Source organism: Acinetobacter sp. XH1741 (assembly GCF_041021895.1).
Classification (GTDB): Bacteria; Pseudomonadota; Gammaproteobacteria; order Pseudomonadales; family Moraxellaceae; genus Acinetobacter.
This window is the reverse complement of sequence record NZ_CP157428.1, coordinates 805,638-825,716: the sequence shown is the minus strand read 5'-3', so window position 1 is coordinate 825,716 and position 20,079 is coordinate 805,638. Positions and strand designations below refer to the sequence as shown.

Annotated in this window: 21 protein-coding genes and 1 riboswitch; of the genes, 7 read left to right on the top strand and 14 right to left on the bottom strand. The window is 39.5% G+C overall.

Annotated elements, in window-relative coordinates:
- Positions 1–2 precede the first annotated feature (2 nt).
- The 10 genes from ABLB96_RS04010 to ABLB96_RS03965 form a co-directional block, all read right to left on the bottom strand.
- Complete coding sequence (locus ABLB96_RS04010) at positions 3–842, bottom strand: type II secretion system protein N (RefSeq protein ID WP_348896988.1); 840 nt, start codon at positions 840–842, stop codon at positions 3–5.
- Complete coding sequence (gene gspN / locus ABLB96_RS04005) at positions 842–1,585, bottom strand: type II secretion system protein N (RefSeq protein WP_348896987.1); 744 nt, start codon at positions 1,583–1,585, stop codon at positions 842–844. Before gspN ends, ABLB96_RS04010 begins: the two co-directional genes overlap by 1 nt.
- A 332-nt stretch (positions 1,586–1,917) precedes the next feature.
- Positions 1,918–2,244, bottom strand: a complete 327-nt coding sequence (locus tag ABLB96_RS04000; RefSeq protein ID WP_002053185.1) for an H-NS family nucleoid-associated regulatory protein — start codon at positions 2,242–2,244, stop codon at positions 1,918–1,920.
- A 194-nt stretch (positions 2,245–2,438) separates the two neighbouring features.
- Complete coding sequence (locus tag ABLB96_RS03995; protein WP_348896986.1) at positions 2,439–2,879, bottom strand: thioesterase family protein; 441 nt, start codon at positions 2,877–2,879, stop codon at positions 2,439–2,441.
- A gap of 7 nt (positions 2,880–2,886) precedes the next feature.
- Positions 2,887–4,080: a heme biosynthesis protein HemY gene (locus ABLB96_RS03990; RefSeq protein ID WP_348896985.1), complete on the bottom strand. Its 1,194-nt coding sequence runs from the start codon at positions 4,078–4,080 to the stop codon at positions 2,887–2,889.
- Positions 4,081–4,089: 9 nt separating this feature from the next.
- Positions 4,090–4,929 (bottom strand): hypothetical protein, encoded by an 840-nt coding sequence (locus ABLB96_RS03985; RefSeq protein ID WP_348896984.1) that lies wholly within the window; start codon positions 4,927–4,929, stop codon positions 4,090–4,092.
- A gap of 8 nt (positions 4,930–4,937) precedes the next feature.
- Positions 4,938–5,705: a uroporphyrinogen-III synthase gene (locus tag ABLB96_RS03980; RefSeq protein WP_348896983.1), complete on the bottom strand. Its 768-nt coding sequence runs from the start codon at positions 5,703–5,705 to the stop codon at positions 4,938–4,940.
- Positions 5,706–5,709: 4 nt separating this feature from the next.
- Positions 5,710–6,627: a hydroxymethylbilane synthase gene (hemC, locus tag ABLB96_RS03975; RefSeq protein ID WP_348896994.1), complete on the bottom strand. Its 918-nt coding sequence runs from the start codon at positions 6,625–6,627 to the stop codon at positions 5,710–5,712.
- Between the two features lie 89 nt (positions 6,628–6,716).
- Positions 6,717–7,457, bottom strand: coding sequence for a LytTR family DNA-binding domain-containing protein (locus ABLB96_RS03970; protein WP_348896982.1), 741 nt, complete (start codon positions 7,455–7,457; stop codon positions 6,717–6,719).
- A 60-nt stretch (positions 7,458–7,517) separates the two neighbouring features.
- Positions 7,518–8,657 carry a histidine kinase gene (locus tag ABLB96_RS03965; RefSeq protein WP_348896981.1) on the bottom strand — a complete coding sequence of 380 codons (1,140 nt, stop codon included), beginning with the start codon at positions 8,655–8,657 and terminating at the stop codon, positions 7,518–7,520.
- Here ABLB96_RS03965 and argH point away from each other — a divergent pair.
- Entirely contained in the window at positions 8,648–10,081 is a 1,434-nt protein-coding gene (gene argH, locus ABLB96_RS03960; protein ID WP_348896980.1) for an argininosuccinate lyase, read from the top strand. The genes ABLB96_RS03965 and argH overlap by 10 nt on opposite strands.
- Before the next feature lie 9 nt (positions 10,082–10,090).
- The gene (locus ABLB96_RS03955) at positions 10,091–10,360 is read left to right on the top strand and encodes an oxidative damage protection protein (RefSeq protein WP_000089995.1); all 270 of its coding nucleotides are present in this window, start codon (positions 10,091–10,093) and stop codon (positions 10,358–10,360) included.
- 311 nt (positions 10,361–10,671) lie between these two features.
- Here ABLB96_RS03955 and phoU read toward each other — a convergent pair whose 3' ends face one another.
- The 4 genes from phoU to ABLB96_RS03935 all read right to left on the bottom strand — a co-directional run bounded on the left by phoU (position 10,672) and on the right by ABLB96_RS03935 (position 14,409).
- A complete protein-coding gene (phoU, locus tag ABLB96_RS03950; RefSeq protein ID WP_000075183.1) occupies positions 10,672–11,394 on the bottom strand; it encodes a phosphate signaling complex protein PhoU in 723 nt (240 codons plus the stop codon).
- Positions 11,395–11,502: 108 nt separating this feature from the next.
- Entirely contained in the window at positions 11,503–12,834 is a 1,332-nt protein-coding gene (locus ABLB96_RS03945; RefSeq protein WP_348896993.1) for a TolC family outer membrane protein, read from the bottom strand.
- 95 nt (positions 12,835–12,929) lie between these two features.
- On the bottom strand, positions 12,930–13,835 hold the full coding sequence (locus ABLB96_RS03940; RefSeq protein ID WP_348896979.1) for an EamA family transporter: 906 nt from the start codon (positions 13,833–13,835) through the stop codon (positions 12,930–12,932).
- Positions 13,828–14,409 carry a TetR/AcrR family transcriptional regulator gene (locus ABLB96_RS03935; protein WP_348896978.1) on the bottom strand — a complete coding sequence of 194 codons (582 nt, stop codon included), beginning with the start codon at positions 14,407–14,409 and terminating at the stop codon, positions 13,828–13,830. Before ABLB96_RS03935 ends, ABLB96_RS03940 begins: the two co-directional genes overlap by 8 nt.
- A gap of 363 nt (positions 14,410–14,772) precedes the next feature.
- Positions 14,773–14,906, top strand: a riboswitch (TPP riboswitch).
- A gap of 90 nt (positions 14,907–14,996) precedes the next feature.
- Here ABLB96_RS03935 and thiC point away from each other — a divergent pair.
- From thiC to gluQRS, 5 genes are all read left to right on the top strand, one after another.
- Entirely contained in the window at positions 14,997–16,874 is a 1,878-nt protein-coding gene (thiC, locus tag ABLB96_RS03930) for a phosphomethylpyrimidine synthase ThiC (protein ID WP_348896977.1), read from the top strand.
- Positions 16,875–16,949: 75 nt separating this feature from the next.
- On the top strand, positions 16,950–17,576 hold the full coding sequence (locus ABLB96_RS03925) for an NUDIX domain-containing protein (RefSeq protein ID WP_348896976.1): 627 nt from the start codon (positions 16,950–16,952) through the stop codon (positions 17,574–17,576).
- A 4-nt stretch (positions 17,577–17,580) separates the two neighbouring features.
- On the top strand, positions 17,581–18,393 hold the full coding sequence (cpdA, locus tag ABLB96_RS03920; protein WP_348896975.1) for a 3',5'-cyclic-AMP phosphodiesterase: 813 nt from the start codon (positions 17,581–17,583) through the stop codon (positions 18,391–18,393).
- Between the two features lie 211 nt (positions 18,394–18,604).
- On the top strand, positions 18,605–19,141 hold the full coding sequence (gene dksA / locus ABLB96_RS03915) for an RNA polymerase-binding protein DksA (protein ID WP_002121205.1): 537 nt from the start codon (positions 18,605–18,607) through the stop codon (positions 19,139–19,141).
- Between the two features lies 1 nt (position 19,142).
- Positions 19,143–20,039, top strand: a complete 897-nt coding sequence (gluQRS, locus tag ABLB96_RS03910) for a tRNA glutamyl-Q(34) synthetase GluQRS (RefSeq protein ID WP_348896974.1) — start codon at positions 19,143–19,145, stop codon at positions 20,037–20,039.
- The last annotated feature ends 40 nt before the right edge of the window (positions 20,040–20,079 follow it).

The window sequence follows — 20,079 nt, the reverse complement described above, 5'->3', positions numbered from 1 at the left end:
CACTAAAAATTTTGTTGTATGGTCATCACTTGATCACCACGTTTTATTTCTATTTTTACTTGTCCTGCTCGGCGAGCTTGTTCAAGTAATTGCACATCCGTTTGTCCTTGCCCAACCGTTTGACCATTTAAAGAGACAATTCGATCGCCAGGCCTTAAACCTAGCTTATTTCTAAGCGCGGTTGGTGTACGTTCTGTAACTTCATAACCTTCACTCGAACTCCCACTTACCCCCATATCTTTGAGGTATTGCTCTCGGTTACCTTGCATCTGCTGGATTGCTTGTCCTAACGCCTCTTGGGTCGTATTTACAGGAGCCGAAGGTTGAGATGGTGTAGCAGCAGCTTGAGGTGCCGTTGTAGGCGTCATAGGCTGATACAAACCATTTGGCAAACCTTTAAACTGAAGTTCACGGGTACTACCATTTCCTTGACGCAATACTACGTGGTCCCAATAAACCTCTGCCAGTTGGTAAGAAGTAGAACCAATGGTTTCACCCACTCGATAACGATCAGCAGTATTATCCAGTTTAATGACAGCAGAAGAAAATCGGTTCGGATAACCAACCATGACACCCTGTAATTCTAGATTCACTGTTTGTTGAGCTGCATTGGCAGAAGGTTCATTAAAAAGTGAAAAAGTACTAATGTTTGGTATTTGTGGTTGCTGAGAGCCAAGTTCTACCCGCTCAAACTGCATCATTTGTGGAGGTGCAACAATCCACCAAAACAGTGAAGCTAATTTCCAGCACAACCATAAAATTAAAACGGCAAGTAGTACTACACTGAGCCGATCTAATTTTTGCCATTGGAGTTGCTGTAATTTATCAATCCACGTTTTCATTAGTGACCACCTTGTAGTAACGGTTGGCGAGAACTAATGACAAAAGTGTCTAAACCAGCTTTTCCATCATAAGATGGCACATTCAATAGTAAGCGCTGTGTAAGCTGAACATCGAGCATCATATTGGCATCAAGTAAAAGATTCGCCATTTTCTGATTACGCTGATCTCGTATATCAACTTGCAACTGTCCATTTTGGTCGGCTAGCTTTCCACTTAAAGATGGCATATTCATACGATCTTGACGATCGCCAATACTATAAACAAGTGCCCCACCGCCCCAATGCAACTGTCCATCAACTGCTGAAAAACCTTGTTCTTTTTTATAATTAAATTGAATGTCTTTAAGCTGAATGCTATTTACAGGCCATTGCCAATTCACAATCTGCTTCAATGTTTCTGGAGCAACTTGCCCATTCATATTTCTTACAATTACTTTTTGTCCAACACCGTACGCCATGACTCCCGATAATTGCGTATTGCCACTATGAATATCGACATCTGCGGCCAGTCGTAACAAAAATAAATCTAGAGGTCTAGTTTTCCAGTGAACAGTTCCCCGCAAAGCACCACGATGCCAGTCTGCTTGCCCTTGCCAGATATTGCCACTTACATTATGGACAGTTTGATTATTCTTTGAAAATTTAGAAATAAGCCAAGTCGCCGGAATCTGTAAAATAATAAAAATTAAAAATGCAATGAGGGCAAAAAACCACCACTTCCATTGCTTAGACTTTTTCTTCATTCAGCCTTACCAACATGCAAATTATCGTCCTTATATGAGAGTTCCTCTCTAGTCTGACATTATGCATACTTTTTCAACATCGCCAATTCACTTCATATAAAAAAACCAAGCAATCAGGCTTGGCGTCTTCTTAAAGACTATAAGTTGTACGTATGACAAAATCATGAAAATTGACGATTGATCTTACTAAATGCAAATTTAGTCTCAACAATGTATTTATTTAAGAATTTAAACACTTTATTGAAGACTTCATTTTTCAAATATGAGTTTCTAGTTATTTTAAAAATAAAAAAGCCAAGCGAAATCGCTTGGCTTTTTAAGTAGCAATACAATTAGATTAAGAAATCTTCAAGTTTTGCGCCTTTTTCAATTTCAGCAACTAACCAACGTGGTTGTTTACCGCGACCAGTCCAAGTCTCTTCAGAATTGTTTTTGTTACGGTAGCGAGGCTCTACAGATTTACGTGTAGTTTTCTTGCGTTTTTGAGCACCAAACTCAAGAAGTTGTTCAACGCTAAAACCTACATTTTCAGCAATCTCGATAATTTGATTATAAGCATCTTCGATTGCTTGATCTTTTTTACTTGCAATTAAAGCTTCCGCTTCTTCTTGTAAGCGTTTTAACTCTTCAACAGATAATTCACTAATATCTGGTTTCATTAATAAATACTCCAGTCTTACTGACAATTCAAATAATACAGACTAAATTTAAAAACATTAAATCATAACCAATAGTATTTATAATCTATTCAATAAGCAATAGTTTGAAAGCCAAGTTCGTCAGAATAAACCTATAAATTTACTTTTTAATTACATTATCAATTATAATTGCAATATATTTTCTTAATATTTATTTAAGCTAAATGTATTAAGTCATGCCCAATTGATTTTTCTAATTCAATAATTTTACTTTTTACTTCACTCGGTATTTCACATTTTAACCCTGTCATTTTATCTACACAAACCATTACCGCTTCACCTGTAGCAACGGTTTGCTGCTGGCTTTCACTCCACAATATATAAGCCATACGGAATGCACTATTGCGTATCTCTTCCACACGAACCCCTACTTTCAGTACATCTGGATAAAACACGGGTTTTAAATATTTGCACTGACTTGAAGCAACAACAGTATATATATCTGGCGTTAATATATTTACATTTTCCATATATAAAATACGTGAGCTTTCAATATATCTATAATACTGTACATTATTGACATGGCCAAAAGCATCCATATCTCCCCATGCTACTTTCTGTTCGTATATTACAGGGTAGACAGACAGTTCTTTCATTTTTACCTCAGAATTTAAATTTTAAAAAATTCGCATCATTTTCAAAGATTAGATTTAACTGTTTGATTAACTCATCATCTTCTTTTAAGGTTGATTTAATACGTAAATAACTCATTAAAATATTATCAGGGTATAAACTTAATAATATTTCTGCTTCAGCTTGACGATCAGTTGCCATGTAAACATGCCATTTTGCAAATGTTAAAACCGGCAAATTCATATATTGAGTTTCAAGTTGATTAATCTTGTCCTCAACATCGGCGTAGTCTGGTACTTGCTTAAGTAATTGTTGCTGGAACCATAAGTAAAACACTTCTGGGTCAAACTGCTCTTTCAGTAAATGCAAGCTTAATGTTTCATGCTGAATGCTCATTTCTGGCATACCAGCCAAAAGTTTTAACCATAGTAATTTACTACTATAGGGCCTAGTTTGAATTTCAGACTCTAAATGCAGATAACGCTGCTGTAATGCGTGTAAATCATCAACTGAGGCTTGATCAAACTGTTGCAGTAATTGCTGTAACCATAGGTCACGGTGCTCAGCGTCCAATAAGCCATATTTCATTGAACGTAAGTAGACCCAAGGTTGCTGTAAAGCAAGCTGTCCCCAGAGCGAAGTTAATCGTTGTTGATATGCTGTCTCGATTTCTTCAAGCCACGGCGATAATTGATGCTGATATAAAAACTCAAGATGGGTTAATGCACGCTCAGCTTCATTTTGAGCTAAAAATATTTCTATACGCTGTAATTCTGCCAACTCAAAAGCCATTGGAGGTGAATGATCTAAAGCATCTAACGCTTTTTGATAGTCTCCACTTAAAACCAGAAACTTGGCATCAATAATATTTTTTAAGAGGCCCGACTGTGTAAAAACACGTTCGATAAATACCCGTTGATCTTCGGCAGCTTCTAACAACCAAACAATCCCTAACTGTTCATAGGGATGAAGGTTTTTAAACTCAAAAATGTTTTCTCTTTTTCTTTGCTCACGTGAAGAATAGCGTTTAATCCAAAGCCAGATTACTTGGGCAATAAAACTCATCACAACAAATGTAAGGACTAAACCCCATACATTTGTTTGCAATTGCAGTTGACGCCAGTAGATATAGACATAACCCATTCCATAGCCATAACTAAATAAAGCCAAGGCTGCAAAAAGTATGAGGCTAATTAACAAATAAACCCATAGGAGATGTTTCATATGTCCTCCTTATGAGCCAATTAGCCCAAGTGTCGATAATTTAGGAACAGGTACTATTGATAAGTGAGCTACTTTAGCAATACGATTTTTCATCTGTTGGCTGTCCGCATCTGGCATTTCATTTAATTTCTGTATGACAGATTGCAGTTCGTTTTGATATTCAGACATATTGCCTTGATTAAGTGCCTGCTCAGCAATTAATAGTCTTAATTGCGCTTCCTTAAGCACCACACTGCGATTCATTAAATTAATAGACGGTGTTTCCACTTTTTCAATACGGAACCATTTTTTCCACCATGACACGGCCTCAGATTGATCCATCTCAAGTTTAGGTCGAGCTAGTTCTTGCTGAATATTTTTATCAATATTTTGCAGTAACTCGTCAATCAGTTGATGGCGCTGATTTTGAGCCAAAGTAAATTGTTGAACTGCCTGTTTGTCTTGTTCAAGTGCCTGATTTAAGCTGTGTTGCAATGCTGGAGCAATTTCGTATTGTGATAAGGACTGTTGTAACTGAGTTAAATGATCTACTGCATAAATCAATTGTTGTTGATCAATTGCGAACTGAATTAAATCTAATTTTTGTTTGATTAATACTGTTGGCGCTATGCCGGTATGAATGACATCAGGACTCATTACATGAGTTGTTGCGGTATCATTATTTGGTTGGTTCTGAATTTGTCTTTTTAAGGCAACCAATTGATCGTTCAAATTGGCATATTGTTGTTCCGATTGGAGTAAGCTTTGCTGAAGCTCTGGAACAGTACGAGAAATTTGCCACATATCGTAACTGAGCTTAGCCAACCAAGCGATGCTCAGCAAAATGATGATAGAAACAAGTTTTCTCATACGAATCCTTATAATGCCTGAATGTGATGAATCATCCCCGAAGGTGATAAATTTTCAAGTTGAATAATGTGAAAATGAGCCTGTTGCTGATCGCAATATTTTTTAACTAGTTGAAAAAGACGTGGTCCTAAAACCAAATATACACAATCAGGTTGTACATTATTTTTTAAACAAAGCTCTAACCAATATTTCCAGCTTGCCTCACTGGTAATTAGGACCAGCCATTTTTCTAAATTATAATTTGAATTTTGTGTCAGATGTTTGAATGTTAAATACGAAGCTTCTGGGCACTGCCGATGATATAAGACAAAATTTAAAATCTGAATTCCTTGCTGCTGCAAAGTATCCATCATAAATTGACGGCCCCCTTCCCCTCTCCAAAAAGCCACGCTACCCGTCTGCTGCATATTATAGAGAATAGGTAGACTGAGCATACCCTCGGAAGTTTCTACATCTGGAACATGCGCGTCAATTCCATACTCATGAAGACGATTCGCCGTAGCTTTCCCAACCGCAATCCACTGAATATGTTTCAAATCACTTAACTTTAAACTACTTTGTTTTAAGTACTGCATGCCCACATCAACCGCAGTGGGACTCACAACAACTATCGCTTGTGCCCCTCTTAACTGCTGGTAGAGCTGAAGAAGTGAATCTGAAAAAGGCTTAGCAACCAGTTCTAAAAGCGGTAAAGACTCGACCTGATATCCCTTATTTTGCAAAGCTTGAGTTAGTTCAGCTGCACGTGAGTCAGGTCGGGTATTAATAAACAACATGGCTTTAGTAAAGAGCCTTTAATAGCTCGCCAGCGCCTTGATCAAGTAAATTTCGAGCAAGGTTTTCACCTAACTGCTGGGCATTGTGAGTTTCATCGCTCAGTTCAGCATGCAATAAAGTTTGGCCATCGACACTACCTACACGACCTTCAATATGAATTTTGCCGTTTTGTAATGTTGCATAACCCGCAATCGGAACCTGACAGCCCCCTTCAAGATAAGCATTAAAAGCTCGTTCAGCACGTACACACACATCAGTCTCTGGGTGTAAAAGAGGCTGTATTAAAGCTAGTACTTCTTGGTCATCTGCACGACATTCCAAACCAAGAGCGCCCTGTCCAACAGCAGGCAAACTTACATTTGGCTCGATACAATGACGAATACGCTCTGCCAAACCTAAACGTTTCAAACCCGCGCTTGCCAAAATAATCGCATCGTATTGACCATCATCTAGCTTAGATAAGCGTGTCCCAACGTTACCGCGCAAATCAATAATTTGTAGATCTGGACGTTGTTTTAAAATTTGTGATTTACGACGTAAACTTGATGTACCAACTTTAGCACCTTGCGGTAAGTCGGCAAATTTTTCAAAATGATTTGAAACGAAAGCATCTAATGGATCTTCACGCTCGCAAATTACAGCTAACGTTAAGCCTTCTGGCAGAGCCATAGGAACATCTTTCATTGAATGTACGGCAAGATCTGCACGCCCATCTAAAAGTGCTGCTTCTAATTCTTTAACGAACAGCCCTTTTCCCCCAATTTTTGCTAAAGGCGTATCTAATATTTTATCGCCTTGCGTGATAAACTTGACCAACTCCACGGTTAAATCTGGGTGAAGCTCCTGTAAACGGGCACGAATGTGTTCTGCCTGCCAAAGAGCAAGTGGGCTTTGTCGTGTAGCAATTTTCAAGGTTTTCATAAATTCAGGCATAGGCTGGTCAAACAATACACCCTAAACTTAACTTGATCCTTTAAAATTGCAAGTAAAATCTCACCCGCAGAAATAAGTTAAAGCTGGTGTATCCGCTCTCTAAGACTGGATAAATGACGACGACTGACGGAAAGTCTTTCATCTAAACCACGTAATCGAACCTGATACTGGCCTGAACTCACAAGCTCTAAACCATCTAAATAAGCAATTGAGACCAATGCATTACGATGTATACGAATAAATTGATCTGCAAATTCAGTTTCAAGTTCTTTGAGTGTTTCATCAATTAAGACACTGCCATTTTTATGACGTACCGTCACATATTTCTGATCTGCCAAAAAATAATAGATATTTTCAACAGGGATCAGCTCAACGCCACGATAGGTTTTGGCAGCAATCTGATGTCTTTGGGTTTTTAAGTCCTGTAAAAACTCATGGTTTGACAAGGCATTTAGCTGTGCTTGCGTAAGCTGCGTCAGTTGACTAAAAACCTGTTCAAGCTCTTGAGCATCAATTGGTTTAAGAAGATAAGCTTGCGCCTGTGACTTAAACGCCTCTAATGCGTGCTGATCATAAGCCGTGCAAAAGATAATAGCTGGTCGAGGGTTAAGTTGACTTAATTGTTCAGCGCAGACAAGACCGTTCATACCCGGCATTTGGATATCAAGTAAAATTACATCCGGTTGATGAAGCCGTGCCTGTTCCAAGGCGTCTTGTCCATGATGAGCTGTTGCTACAACTTCATGTCCCATCTTTGAAACTAAACGTGACAATCGCTCCACTGCTAGCGGCTCGTCATCACAAATTAGCACCTTCATTCATCCTCCTTGTCACTGTTAACTTGGTCCATGTTTTTATAGTTAACGCTGACTGACTTATTATTTTGATTGGTATTGATAGCTCATAATAGTGGTATATAAAGCTTCACCTTTATACACCTGGAACCTAACTGAGTTCCCATAATACGCCTTCAGGCGCTGTTTAACATTTTCAAGAGCGATTCCATGCCCTTTGCGTGATTTTATTGTATCGTCTGTATAAGGGTTGGTAATGACTATACTGACCTGATTTTGCAATATTTCAACCAATACCCCAATGGTTGCTTTACCCATCATTGGTTCTACCCCATGAAAAATACTATTTTCTAACAAAGGTTGTAATGTTAATAAAGGAATAGTGACCTGCTTTAATTGCAAAGGCTCCAGTTCCACTTTCCAGTCAACTTTTAAACGCTCGCCTAAACGTATCTGTTCAATCATTAAATATTGTTTACTGAGCTCAATTTCTTCGTGCAAGCTCACCAACTTTAATTCTTGAAAACTTGCCCTAAATAGTCGTGACAAGCTAATTAACATACTTTCCGCTTTATCTGGATCGATAGCAATTAAACTCACGACATTATTTAGGCTATTAAATAAAAAATGAGGGTGAATTCGTGCCTGCATTGCCTGAATACGGGCATTTAACTCCGCATATTGTTGATGCAGCCACTGCTCCCTGACATATAAATAACGCAAGCAGAAAGCCCCCAACAATATCCCATAACTTAAATATAAAGGTACATTGGTAAAATAAATGCTCCAGTCCCCTGTTATAACCGTCGTTCTTTTCAAAACCCCAAATTGAAAAAAATTAGTTATTAGGGTGGTCACCACAACAATGGCTTGTAGCATGATGAAGCCAATTGCCAATGCATATTTTTGCTGAAGCTGGCTAAAAAAATTCTGAAAATACTCAACTAAGGCAAAAAAAGACAAAATCACCCAGTTAATAAAAACCATATATTGTAAAAGGCGTGACCCACTTAATGCATGCCATGACTGCGCTTCAGCCAAAGCTAAAACTAGAGCCAAAACATTACTTGCGATAATTAATTCTAATAAGTGTTGCCAACGATCAATTTTCGTAAAAAAATAGGAGGAATTTTGATTTCGGTATGCTGTAGAAAACAACTTTGTTTGTTGAGCTTCGGCAAGTGATATACTCTTTTTTATTTTACTGAGCCACCATGACCACATCTTCAAATCCCCCTAATTCAGCAGCCCCAGACCAAACCTCAGGTATGTGGGGTGGTCGTTTTTCTGAAGCGACAGACGCTTTTGTAGCAGAATTTACTGCCTCTGTTCAGTTTGACCAACGTTTTTATAAGCAAGACATCGCAGGTTCAATTGCGCATGCTACCATGCTTGCGAAAGTTGGCGTACTGACAGAAGCAGAACGAGACGACATTATTGAAGGTTTAAGCACCATTCGTGCAGAAATTGAAACTGGAAACTTTGAATGGCGTATCGATCTTGAAGATGTTCACATGAACATTGAATCACGTTTGACTCAACGTATCGGCATTACTGGTAAAAAACTTCACACTGGCCGTAGCCGTAATGATCAGGTGGCAACCGATATTCGTCTATATCTACGTGACGAAATTGATGACATTTTAGGTTTATTAAAACGTTTACAAAACGGCTTGTTAGGCTTGGCTGCCAAAAATGTAAATACAATTATGCCGGGCTTTACTCACCTACAAACAGCTCAGCCGGTAACTTTCGGTCATCATTTGTTAGCATGGTTTGAAATGCTAGTACGTGACACTGAGCGTCTTCAAGACTGCCGTAAGCGTGTTAACCGTATGCCACTTGGTTCAGCTGCTCTTGCTGGTACAACTTACCCGATTGACCGTGCTTACACAGCAGAGTTACTCGGTTTTGAAGCTGTATCTGAAAACTCTCTTGATGCTGTATCTGACCGCGACTTTGCTATCGAATTTAATGCCGCTGCTGCACTGATCATGATGCACTTATCACGTATGTCAGAAGAACTTATTCTTTGGACATCTGCGCAGTTCAAATTTGTGAATATTCCTGACCGTTTCTGTACTGGTTCTTCAATCATGCCACAGAAGAAAAACCCGGATGTTCCAGAACTGATTCGTGGTAAATCTGGCCGTGTATTTGGTGACTTAATTAGCTTACTTACGCTCATGAAAGGTCAACCGTTGGCGTACAACAAAGATAACCAAGAAGATAAAGAACCTTTATTTGATGCAATCGATACGGTTCGCGGTTCACTCATGGCATTTGCAGACATGATTCCTGCATTGGTTCCAAATATTGAGATTATGCGTGAAGCTGCTCTTCGTGGTTTTTCAACTGCAACTGACCTTGCTGACTATTTAGTGAAAAAAGGCGTTGCTTTCCGTGATGCTCATGAAATTGTAGGTAAAGCAGTTGCATTAGGTGTTGCGGAAGAAAAAGATTTATCTGAGTTAACACTTGAGCAATTACAACAATTCTCTGACTTAATTACAGCAGATGTATTTGATAAAGCCTTAACACTCGAAGCTTCTGTAAATGCACGTGATCACATTGGCGGAACTTCACCAAAACAGGTTGAAGCTGCAATTGCTCGTGCCCATACACGTTTAGAACAGTTATACGCTTAAGGATAAATCATGAGTCGACAAGTATTTTGCCGTAAATATCAAAAGGAAATGGAAGGTCTAGACTTTGCTCCTTTTCCTGGTGCTAAAGGCCAAGATTTTTTTGAAAATGTTTCTAAGCAAGCATGGCAAGAATGGTTACAGCACCAAACTACGCTGATTAATGAAAAGCGTTTAAACGTGTTTGAGCCAGAAGCAAAAAAGTTTCTTGAAGAGCAACGTGAGAAGTTCTTCAATAATGATGAAAGCGTTGAAAAAGCAGAGGGTTGGAAGCCTGAATAACCGTTTTTTCTAAGCTGATTATCAGTAAAAAGGCAGGTTTATATACATAGACCTGCCTTTTTTTACGTGAAACTTACACAAACATATAAAGCCTTACATAGTGCGCACAGGACTCTACATGACATAAATGAGTTGAAATCGTAATATCAAGTCATAGCAAGTGAGACACGATCCCTGTCGTGTTTTATCTTAATGCACTTGATTTTCTGTCCTGAACTTCCCCCCAAAGTTCGGGACATTTTTTTATCTATTATTTTTAAAAATAAAAAAGCCTTGTTTCAAACAAGGCTTTTAAATATTTCAGCTTAATATCACTTTTCGTGGACTTTGGCTTCAATTTCTTCAATTTTCGTATGGCGAGCATCAAAGCCTTTCGCCATATAAATCACTTGCTCTGCAATGTTACGTGCGTGGTCACCAATACGCTCTAAAGAACGTAGAACCCACATGACGTTAATTACACGAGCAATATGACGCGGATCTTCGATCATATAAGTCATTAATGTACGCGTTGCAGATTGATATTCGCGGTCAATGTCAGCATCAGCTAAAAGCACACGTAAAGCTTGATCTGCATCTAAACGCGCAAAAGCATCGAGTGCATCATGAATCATGACACGTACTTGGTTGCCAATATGGCGAGTTTCCATGTAACCACGAGGTGAACCGCCCTCTTCACAGAGATTTTGTGCAATACGGGCAATTTTTGCAGCTTCATCACCAATACGCTCAAGGTCAGTATTGGCTTTACTCATCGCAATAACCATACGCAAGTCAATCGCCGCTGGATGACGACGCGCCAAAATGAGCGTCAAGCCTTCATCAATATCACGCTCGTATTGATTCACTGCGTTATCTTTAAATTGAACATCAATTGCTAAATTTGCATCTGTATCAAGTAAAGAATGAATTGCATTTGCAACCTGCTGTTCGACCAAGCCACCCATGGTCATAAACTTTGTGTTTACATCTTGCAAATCTTCATTAAATTGAGAAGAAATATGATGGCTTAACACCGGATTACTCGGACTCAAGGGAAGCCTCCAACATGATGGCGCAGGAATAAAATGATTGAGCATTAAAACACATCAATCATTAAATTTTTATGACAAAATTAAATTTCAGATAAAAGCATGTTTTTATTACTGATACGTTAACCAACTGTTTAATTCGACCAGATCTTTTTCACCTAATTGGCCTATGGCAGCTTTCAAACGCAGTACATTTAATAAGTAGTCATATTGAGCATTAAGATAATCCTGTTTTGCCGAAAAAGCATTACGCTGTGCTAATAAAACATCGACCATACTTTTTAGCCCTTCGTTATAACTCGCTTTTGATGCTTGTGAAACAAGTGCCGATGAATCCATTGCCGCTTTTCTTGCTTCAAGCTTGGCTCGGTCTGTATCTACCTGCATAAAAGCACTTTTTACGTCTACATTGGCACGGCGAATGGCCGCATCGAGTTGAGCTTGTGCTTTATTTAACTCTACAGTGGCTTTTTTAATAGAAGTTCGAGTCTGCCCGCCATTAAATAAGTTCCAGTTCATCTCTACCCCAACCTGATCAAACTTTCCATCAGTCGAAATGAGCGTTTCTGGGGTTTGTTTGGTATAGCCATAACTCGCAACTGCATCTACCTGTGGATAAAGTGCAGCCTTTTCCACACGGCGTTGGTCTTCGGCATATTGCTTTTGTGTGCGTGCCTGCAAGATCTTTAAATTTTGTTGTTGGGCTAAGCTTAACCAATCATCAAGCTGGGCTGGATAAGGTTTTTGAAAGGTAAAATCGCTTCTCAATACAGCAAGCTTATCTTGATAAGGGCCAATATATTCAGATAATTGCTCTTGTGCTAAAAGGAGCTGAACATTGGTCGCAATACGATTTGCTCTGGCATTTTGATATTGAGCATTTGCTTCACTTACATCACTACGTGCCACTAAACCTTCTTTGAGTTTGGCATTCATCATATTGAGCTGTTCGAGCAAAGCCTTTTCTTCTTGTAAATTTGCAGCAGTAAGTGCTTGCTGGCGCAATACATTAAAATAGGCTTCTGCGACATTTAGAACATGATCTTGTTTTTGCAGTTTTAAAGTGATTTCACTTAAAGCAATAGAAGTTTTAACTTGCTTATAACCTTCCCAAGCATCCATACGAAAAAGAGGCTGACGAGCAGATAAAGTTGCTTGTTTGGTGGTCGATGTATTACTCACCAAAGCATCAGAAAGCCCTTCTTGATCAACGCCTGGAAAATTTGAACGTTTTACTGTTTGACTATTACGGTTAATTTTTCCAGACAAGGTAACAGTGGGTAGTAAAGCACCCGTTGCCAAGCCTAAATTGAGCTGATCTGCTTCAAATTGTTGTTGATTCGCTTGCCATGTCGGATCATTTTGTTTCGCGCGCTCATAAGTTTCAACCAAATCTAGAGCAAAACTCGACGAGGAAAAACTCCATAAACCCGCCACAAGCATTAATTTTATTTTCATTGTTTAAATCAACGATAAAACTTGGCTTTAAGACTAAGAAAAATTCGAATCAAACTCAAGGCATTAAAAGTTTTAGTTTTTTAAGCGTTCTTAGTTTTTGACAATATTAAAATACAAATAAAAATCAAAAACATGCCTATCCAACCCAACCATGAAACATGCTCCCCTACTAACACAATGGCAAAAATTGCAGCGACTAAAGGTTCAAATAAAGTTAAGGTCGTCGCTTTGCTGGCATTTACTGTTTTTAGACCAAAACCAAAAAGTAAATAACCGAGGAACATAGGAATCAGCATCATATAACCAGCAACAAGTAAGTTTGTTGAACTTTGCAACAATCCTCCACCTGTAACCAATAAGGTTGGAAGCAAGATAACTGCCCCGCCGCCCATAATCATGCCCATTGAAGCTTTAGCCGCGACACCTCTGTCTATTAATCTTTTCGCCGCCCAGGAGTAAAGTGAGTAGGTTGTAGCAGCGATAAGGCCTAAAAAGATACCAAATATTTTATTCCATTCATTTGTGCTTTCTTGTATCGCATGACTTTCACCCATGGATAACATGCTTACGCCAATAACCCCGCAAATAAAACTTAGAAACCAGATGGTGGACAAAGTTTTGCGATCAAAGAACCGCTCTAAAATAGCTGCAATCAGTGGCGCTGAACCAATTGAAACCACAGTGCCAATCGTAATCCCTGCATAATGCATCGAGGAATAAAAAGCCAAAGGATAAATACCAACTGCCACAATACCCAGAAGCAGTATTGAAAGATTTTTCCTTATAAATTGTCGGTTTTCCCGTATCGCCCGCGATGCAACCAAGGCTTGTAAAAGACCACCGCCCCCCATAGCCACCGCACCAATTGCCAATGGCCCAAGTGTTGGTGCAAATGCCGCCGCAGTACCCGTTGTTCCCCATAAAACCGAGGCAACTAAAATCGCAATGGTACCGCCATAACTACTATTTTTAATGAGGCTAATCATGCGGGCATTCTCTCTTTAGAAGATCTTCTGCCATTTGTTTTGCTAATAAGAGTTGACGACTATTACCCTCCAAACCAGCTCTTGCCATAGAGCCTTCTAAAAGAAAGGAAAGCTGCGTAGCCACATAATTAACGCGCTGGGAGTCTGGTATTAATTTTCTTAAATGTTCAGCAACAATAGCCTCGACTTCTTCTTTATGCTGTCTTACAGCACTTCGTCCTGCACTATTCGCCGGAAACTCTGCTGCAGCATTTAATAGCCCACATCCTCGAAAGCCCTTTTCATAAGCAAACTCTGCATGGTCTTGATAGGCATCAAATACTGCCAAAATAGCTTCTGTAGCTGATTTCGTTTGTTCTAAACGTTTTTGATAAAGATCAAGCCATTCTTGATGCCGCGCAGCAATGTAAGCATCAACAAGCTCGCCTTTTGAAGAAAAGTTATTGTAAAGCGACATCTTAGCGACATCTGCTTTAGCGGTAACAGAGTTAATTCCAGTTGCAGTAATGCCATCGTTATAAAACAAAGTTGAAGCGGCATCGAGAATTTTCTGTCTTGCTGTTTTATCATTCATAGTTTTAATTTAAGTAGACCGACCTACCTAATAATAAAGATTTCTAACAATGATGCAATCTTTTTAAACTTTATAATTTGAGCAATATTCACTTTGATAAAAATACAATGATGAAAAAAGTTCTAATGATGAGTATGTATAGCGCCCTACTTTTAGCTGGATGTAATAAGCAATTTAAAATAGTTTTAACTGATAAGAATGGCGATAAAAAATCAAATTATCAGATGACTCATGAACAACTTGAGCAGCTATTAAAATTAGACTCCCTATGGAACACTGAAGTCTATCGTGACTGCCATATAGATGCAGTTTGTATAGATACAAATTGACAATGCCAGCCAACCTAAAACATGTTAGTCTCTAAATCGCTTGACGGAGCGCGAGTAATAGCTCGCTGAGATTGTGTAAATTCCGTGTTGTACAACACAAGTTTGATCACAAGTACCGTTGAACCTGATCAGGTTAAGACCTGCGTAGGAATCAAGCCATCTGAAAACTTAAAGCCCTCAATTTATCTAGTTAAAGATAAATCCGCCATCGTTTTTGGTCGTGCTTGATTCGTTGATGTTATTCATAAGGATCATGTGATGAACCAGTTAACGAATCTTTCTTCTGCTGAAATTTCAGCACAACATGAACAAGATGCAAAAGATTTAACCCGCATCTTACCCGCTTCAAAAAAAGTTTATATTGAAGGCTCTCGCCCTGATATTCAGGTTCCAATGCGAGAAATTTCTTTAACAGACACCCCAACTGGTCTTGGCGGCGAACATAACCCTCCTGTTATGATATATGACACTTCAGGTGTTTATACCGACCCAAATGTTCAAATCGATTTAAACAAAGGCTTACCTTCAGTTCGCCAAAAATGGATTGAAGAACGTAACGATACTGACGTACTGTCAGGTTTGACCTCAAAGTTTGGTCAAGAACGTTTAAAAGACATTCGTACCGCTGACATTCGTTTTGCGCATATTCAAAACCCGCGCCGTGCTAAAGCAGGTAAAAATGTCACTCAAATGCATTATGCCAAGCAAGGTATTATCACACCTGAGATGGAATATATTGCAATTCGTGAAAATCAGCGCCAACGCGAAGGCGTGGATATGCGCCAGCACCCAGGTCAAAATTTTGGCGCGAAAAATTTAAAAGAAATTACACCTGAATTTGTTCGCCAGGAAGTGGCTGAAGGTCGTGCGATCATTCCTGCCAACATTAACCATCCAGAACTTGAACCAATGATTATTGGTCGTAATTTCTTGGTTAAGATTAATGCCAATATTGGTAACTCAGCACTTGGTTCTTCAATTGATGAAGAAGTTGCGAAAATGACTTGGGCAACCCGCTGGGGTGCCGACACCATTATGGACTTGTCGACAGGTAAAAACATTCATGAAACACGTGAATGGATTATTCGTAACTCGCCTGTTCCAATCGGCACAGTACCGATCTATCAAGCACTTGAAAAAGTTGATGGTGTTGCAGAAGACCTGACTTGGGAAATCTTTAAAGACACACTGATTGAACAAGCTGAACAAGGTGTTGACTACTTCACGATCCACGCAGGTGTATTACTTCGTTATGTACCACTTACAGCAAACCGTTTAACAGGTATTGTGTCTCGTGGTGGTTCAATCATGGCGCAGTGGTGTTTAGCACATCATGAAGAAAACTTCTTATACACTCATTTCGATGAAATCTGTGAAATCATGAAAGCCTACGACGTTTCATTTAGCTTAGGCGATGGCTTACGTCCGGGTTGTGTGCAAGATGCAAATGACGAAGCTCAGTTCAGCGAACTTAAAACATTAGGCGAACTTACTCACCGTGCATGGGAACATGATGTTCAAGTCATGATTGAAGGTCCGGGTCACGTACCAATGCACATGATTAAAGAAAACATGGACCTTCAGCTAGAAGTGTGTAAAGAAGCACCTTTCTATACGCTTGGACCATTAACAACAGACATCGCTCCGGGTTATGACCACATTACTTCTGCGATTGGTGCAGCCATGATTGGCTGGTACGGCACAGCAATGCTTTGCTATGTGACACCAAAAGAGCATTTGGGTCTACCAAACAAGAAAGATGTGAAAGACGGTATTATTACTTACAAGATTGCAGCTCATGCGGCTGATCTTGCTAAAGGTCATCCGGGCGCACAGGTTCGTGATAATGCCTTGTCTAAAGCACGTTTTGAATTCCGCTGGGATGACCAGTTCAACCTAAGTTTAGACCCAGATACAGCACGCAGCATGCATGATGAGACTTTGCCAAAAGAAGCGCATAAATCTGCACACTTCTGTTCAATGTGTGGTCCAAAATTCTGTTCAATGAAAATCACCCAAAATGTTCGTGACTATGCCAACAATCTCACCAATAGCGATTCAGAGGTTGAAGAAGGCCTCAAAGCCATGAAAGAGGTTTATCAAGAGCAAGGACAAAAACTGTATCATAAAGTGTAAATATTCAAAAAAAACACTTGCCTAGCCATGATTCTCGGTTAGGATGAAATAAATAGATTTCGTCCTGACCGAATCATGAGTATTGTTGAACGTCCAAGTTATACATCTAAAGATGTCGAAGTAACATCACGCGAATCTCTATTCCGTGGTTTTATTCAAGTTGAAAAAGTCAGCCTTCGACATCGTCTATTTAATCAACCTGAATATACTCCTATATTGCAGCGCGAACTTGTTCATCGGCCTGAAGCCGCCGGCGTTCTACTCTATAACGATCAAAAACAACAATTCGCACTGATTGAGCAGTTCCGTGTAGGTGCGTTAGATGATTCTGATTCGCCATGGCAACTCGAGATTATTGCTGGTGTATTAGATGGCAATGAAACGCCCGAAAGTTGTATCAGACGCGAAAGCCTTGAAGAATCAGGTTGTGAAGTTCGGGACTTACACCATCTATTTAGTTTTTACCCGTCGGCAGGTGCATGTTCAGAACTATTTCATCTGTATGTTGCCGAAACTAATTTACCAGCTAAAGGTGGTATTTTTGGGGTAGATGATGAAGGTGAAAATATTCAGCTACACTTGTTTAGTTATAGTGAACTTCAAACACTACTCGACAGCGGACGTTTAAGAAATGCCCCTGTTATTATGGCATTACAATGGCTGGCTCAACACAGCAAAACGATAATAAATCCGAAGAGGTAGGACGGTGACTTTTCAAGTCTCAACACTTTCACAAAAAAATCATGTCATCATACAAATTACCGATACACATTTATTGGAGTATCCACAATTAGAATTTGTGGGGATGAATCCTGAAGAAAGTTTCCATGCCATTATTCAGCAAATATTGAAGCAACATCCGGAAGCCGATGCGATTATCCATACTGGCGACCTCGCACAAGCACCTACGCCTATTACTTACAAGCGTTACATAAGCTTTATGCAAAACCTAGGTCTGCCTTTTTTCCAGACCTTAGGCAATCATGACAATGTTGACCACTTTCCATTGCATAACGAGAATCATCAACAACCTGTGGTGGTAGGCTTAGGCAACTGGCGTGTGATTATGCTCAATAGCGCTGTAAAAGGAAAAATAGATGGCCATCTCTCTTCTGAACAATTAGAAAATTTGGCGAATTTACTTGAGCAGTTTGCAGATCATCCAGTTTTGCTGGCTTGTCATCATCATCCTTTTGCCATGAAATCAAAATGGATTGATCATCATAAGCTTCAAAACTCGAATGTCCTTCTTGATACGTTAAGCCCATTTAAAAATGTAAAGGCTTTAGTCTGCGGACATGTGCATCAAGACTCACTTAATATTTGGCAAGGGATCGAGTTTTTCTCTACACCCTCGACAAGCGTGCAATTTAAGCCGTTTAGTAATGATTTCGCCCTTGATCAAAATGCACCGGGTTATCGTTACATTCGTCTGAATAACGATGGTAGTTTTGAAACAAAAGTGTTTCGACTTGAAAATTTTAAAAACCGTATAAATACTGATATTTCAGGCTATTAGCCCTATTTCTTATATGCTTATATATAATTGTGACTAGGGTAAACACGTTTTGAAAATATTTACGGGACAGAATGACTATCATCTTGCAGGAAAAATCTATATGATGACGACCCGATGGGAAAATCCCATCGATGGTTTTCTATAAAAACACTTGCATATCACCATATTTTTTGCGTATAGATAATACGTGTATGATGAGGAATGCCCTATTATGGCGAATGACAACCACAACCAAGTTTTGGATGAACATACAGAAGTTGTAGTGGAAGGTGACAAAGCTTCTGCAAAACGTGCACGTAAAGTGAAACCTAAAACTTCTGACATAGGCACAACTGCAAGTTTATTTGGTATTGCACCTTATCAACCTAAGAAAAATGAAGAGTACATGTCTGAAGGACAGCTCGAGCATTTCCGACAAATTCTGCAAGCATGGAAAGCTGAATTAATGTCTGAAGTTGATCGTACTTTAAATACGATGCAAGACGAATCAACTGCATTGCCAGATGTAAACGACCGTGCTACCCAAGAAGAAGAATTTGCAATTGAATTACGTACACGTGACCGTGAACGTAAATTAATTCGTAAAATCGAACAATCTATGGAAGCGATTAAAAACGAAGACTACGGTTTCTGTGAAACATGTGGTATCGAAATCGGTTTACGTCGTTTAGAAGCGCGTCCAACTGCAACGTTATGTATTGACTGCAAAACTTTGGCAGAAATTAAAGAGAAGCAAAATAACGGTTAATATGACCGCGGTAGCTACTCAAGAAAAGCCTAGCTTTTCATACTCAGGCCGGTTTGCGCCCTCGCCAACCGGCCCTTTACATTTCGGTTCACTCATCACTGCTGTTGCCAGTTATTGTGATGCTCGAGCCCATCAAGGCAGATGGATCGTTCGTGTTGAAGACACTGACATTCCCCGCATTTACCCGGGTAGTGAAGACCATATACTCGCATCACTTGAAGCTTTTCAATTCGACTCAGATGCCCAGATCATCTTTCAAAAAGACCGCCTAGATATTTATGAAAGCGTATTAGATCAGCTTAAAAAAGAGGATCTGGTTTATGCGTGTCAGTGTACTCGTAAAATGCTGGGTTCAAATGCAATCTATGCAGGTATTTGCCGTGATTTACATCTCGATTTTCAAGGACAAGCGATTCGAGTAAAAGTTCAAGATCAGCAAGTTTGTTTCGATGACCGTCTGCAAGGACACCATTGTTCAAATCTACAACACGACCTTGGCGATTTTGTTCTTAAACGCCGTGACGGCATTATTAATTACCAACTTGCTGTTGTCGTAGATGACTACCTACAAGGCATTACTCACGTTGTTCGCGGCGCGGACTTATTAGATAACACGGAACGTCAAATTTGGCTGGGGAAACTCCTAGGTTACCCTAAACTCAGCTATATGCATCTGCCTCTGGCCATGAACGACCAAGGGCAAAAGCTCTCTAAACAAAACCTTGCTCAAGCACTCGATTTAACTAAGGCTCCTCAATTATTACAACAAGCCATACAAGCCTTAGGCCAACCAAACGTTGATTTAGATCGCCCCGAAGTCATGCTCAAGCAAGCTGTAGCGCAGTGGAATGTAGATTTAATTCCTCATAAGCAACAGCTCAGCGGAACATATTTATAAAAAAAGCCCGATATTAAATCAGGCTTTTTTATAACAACTG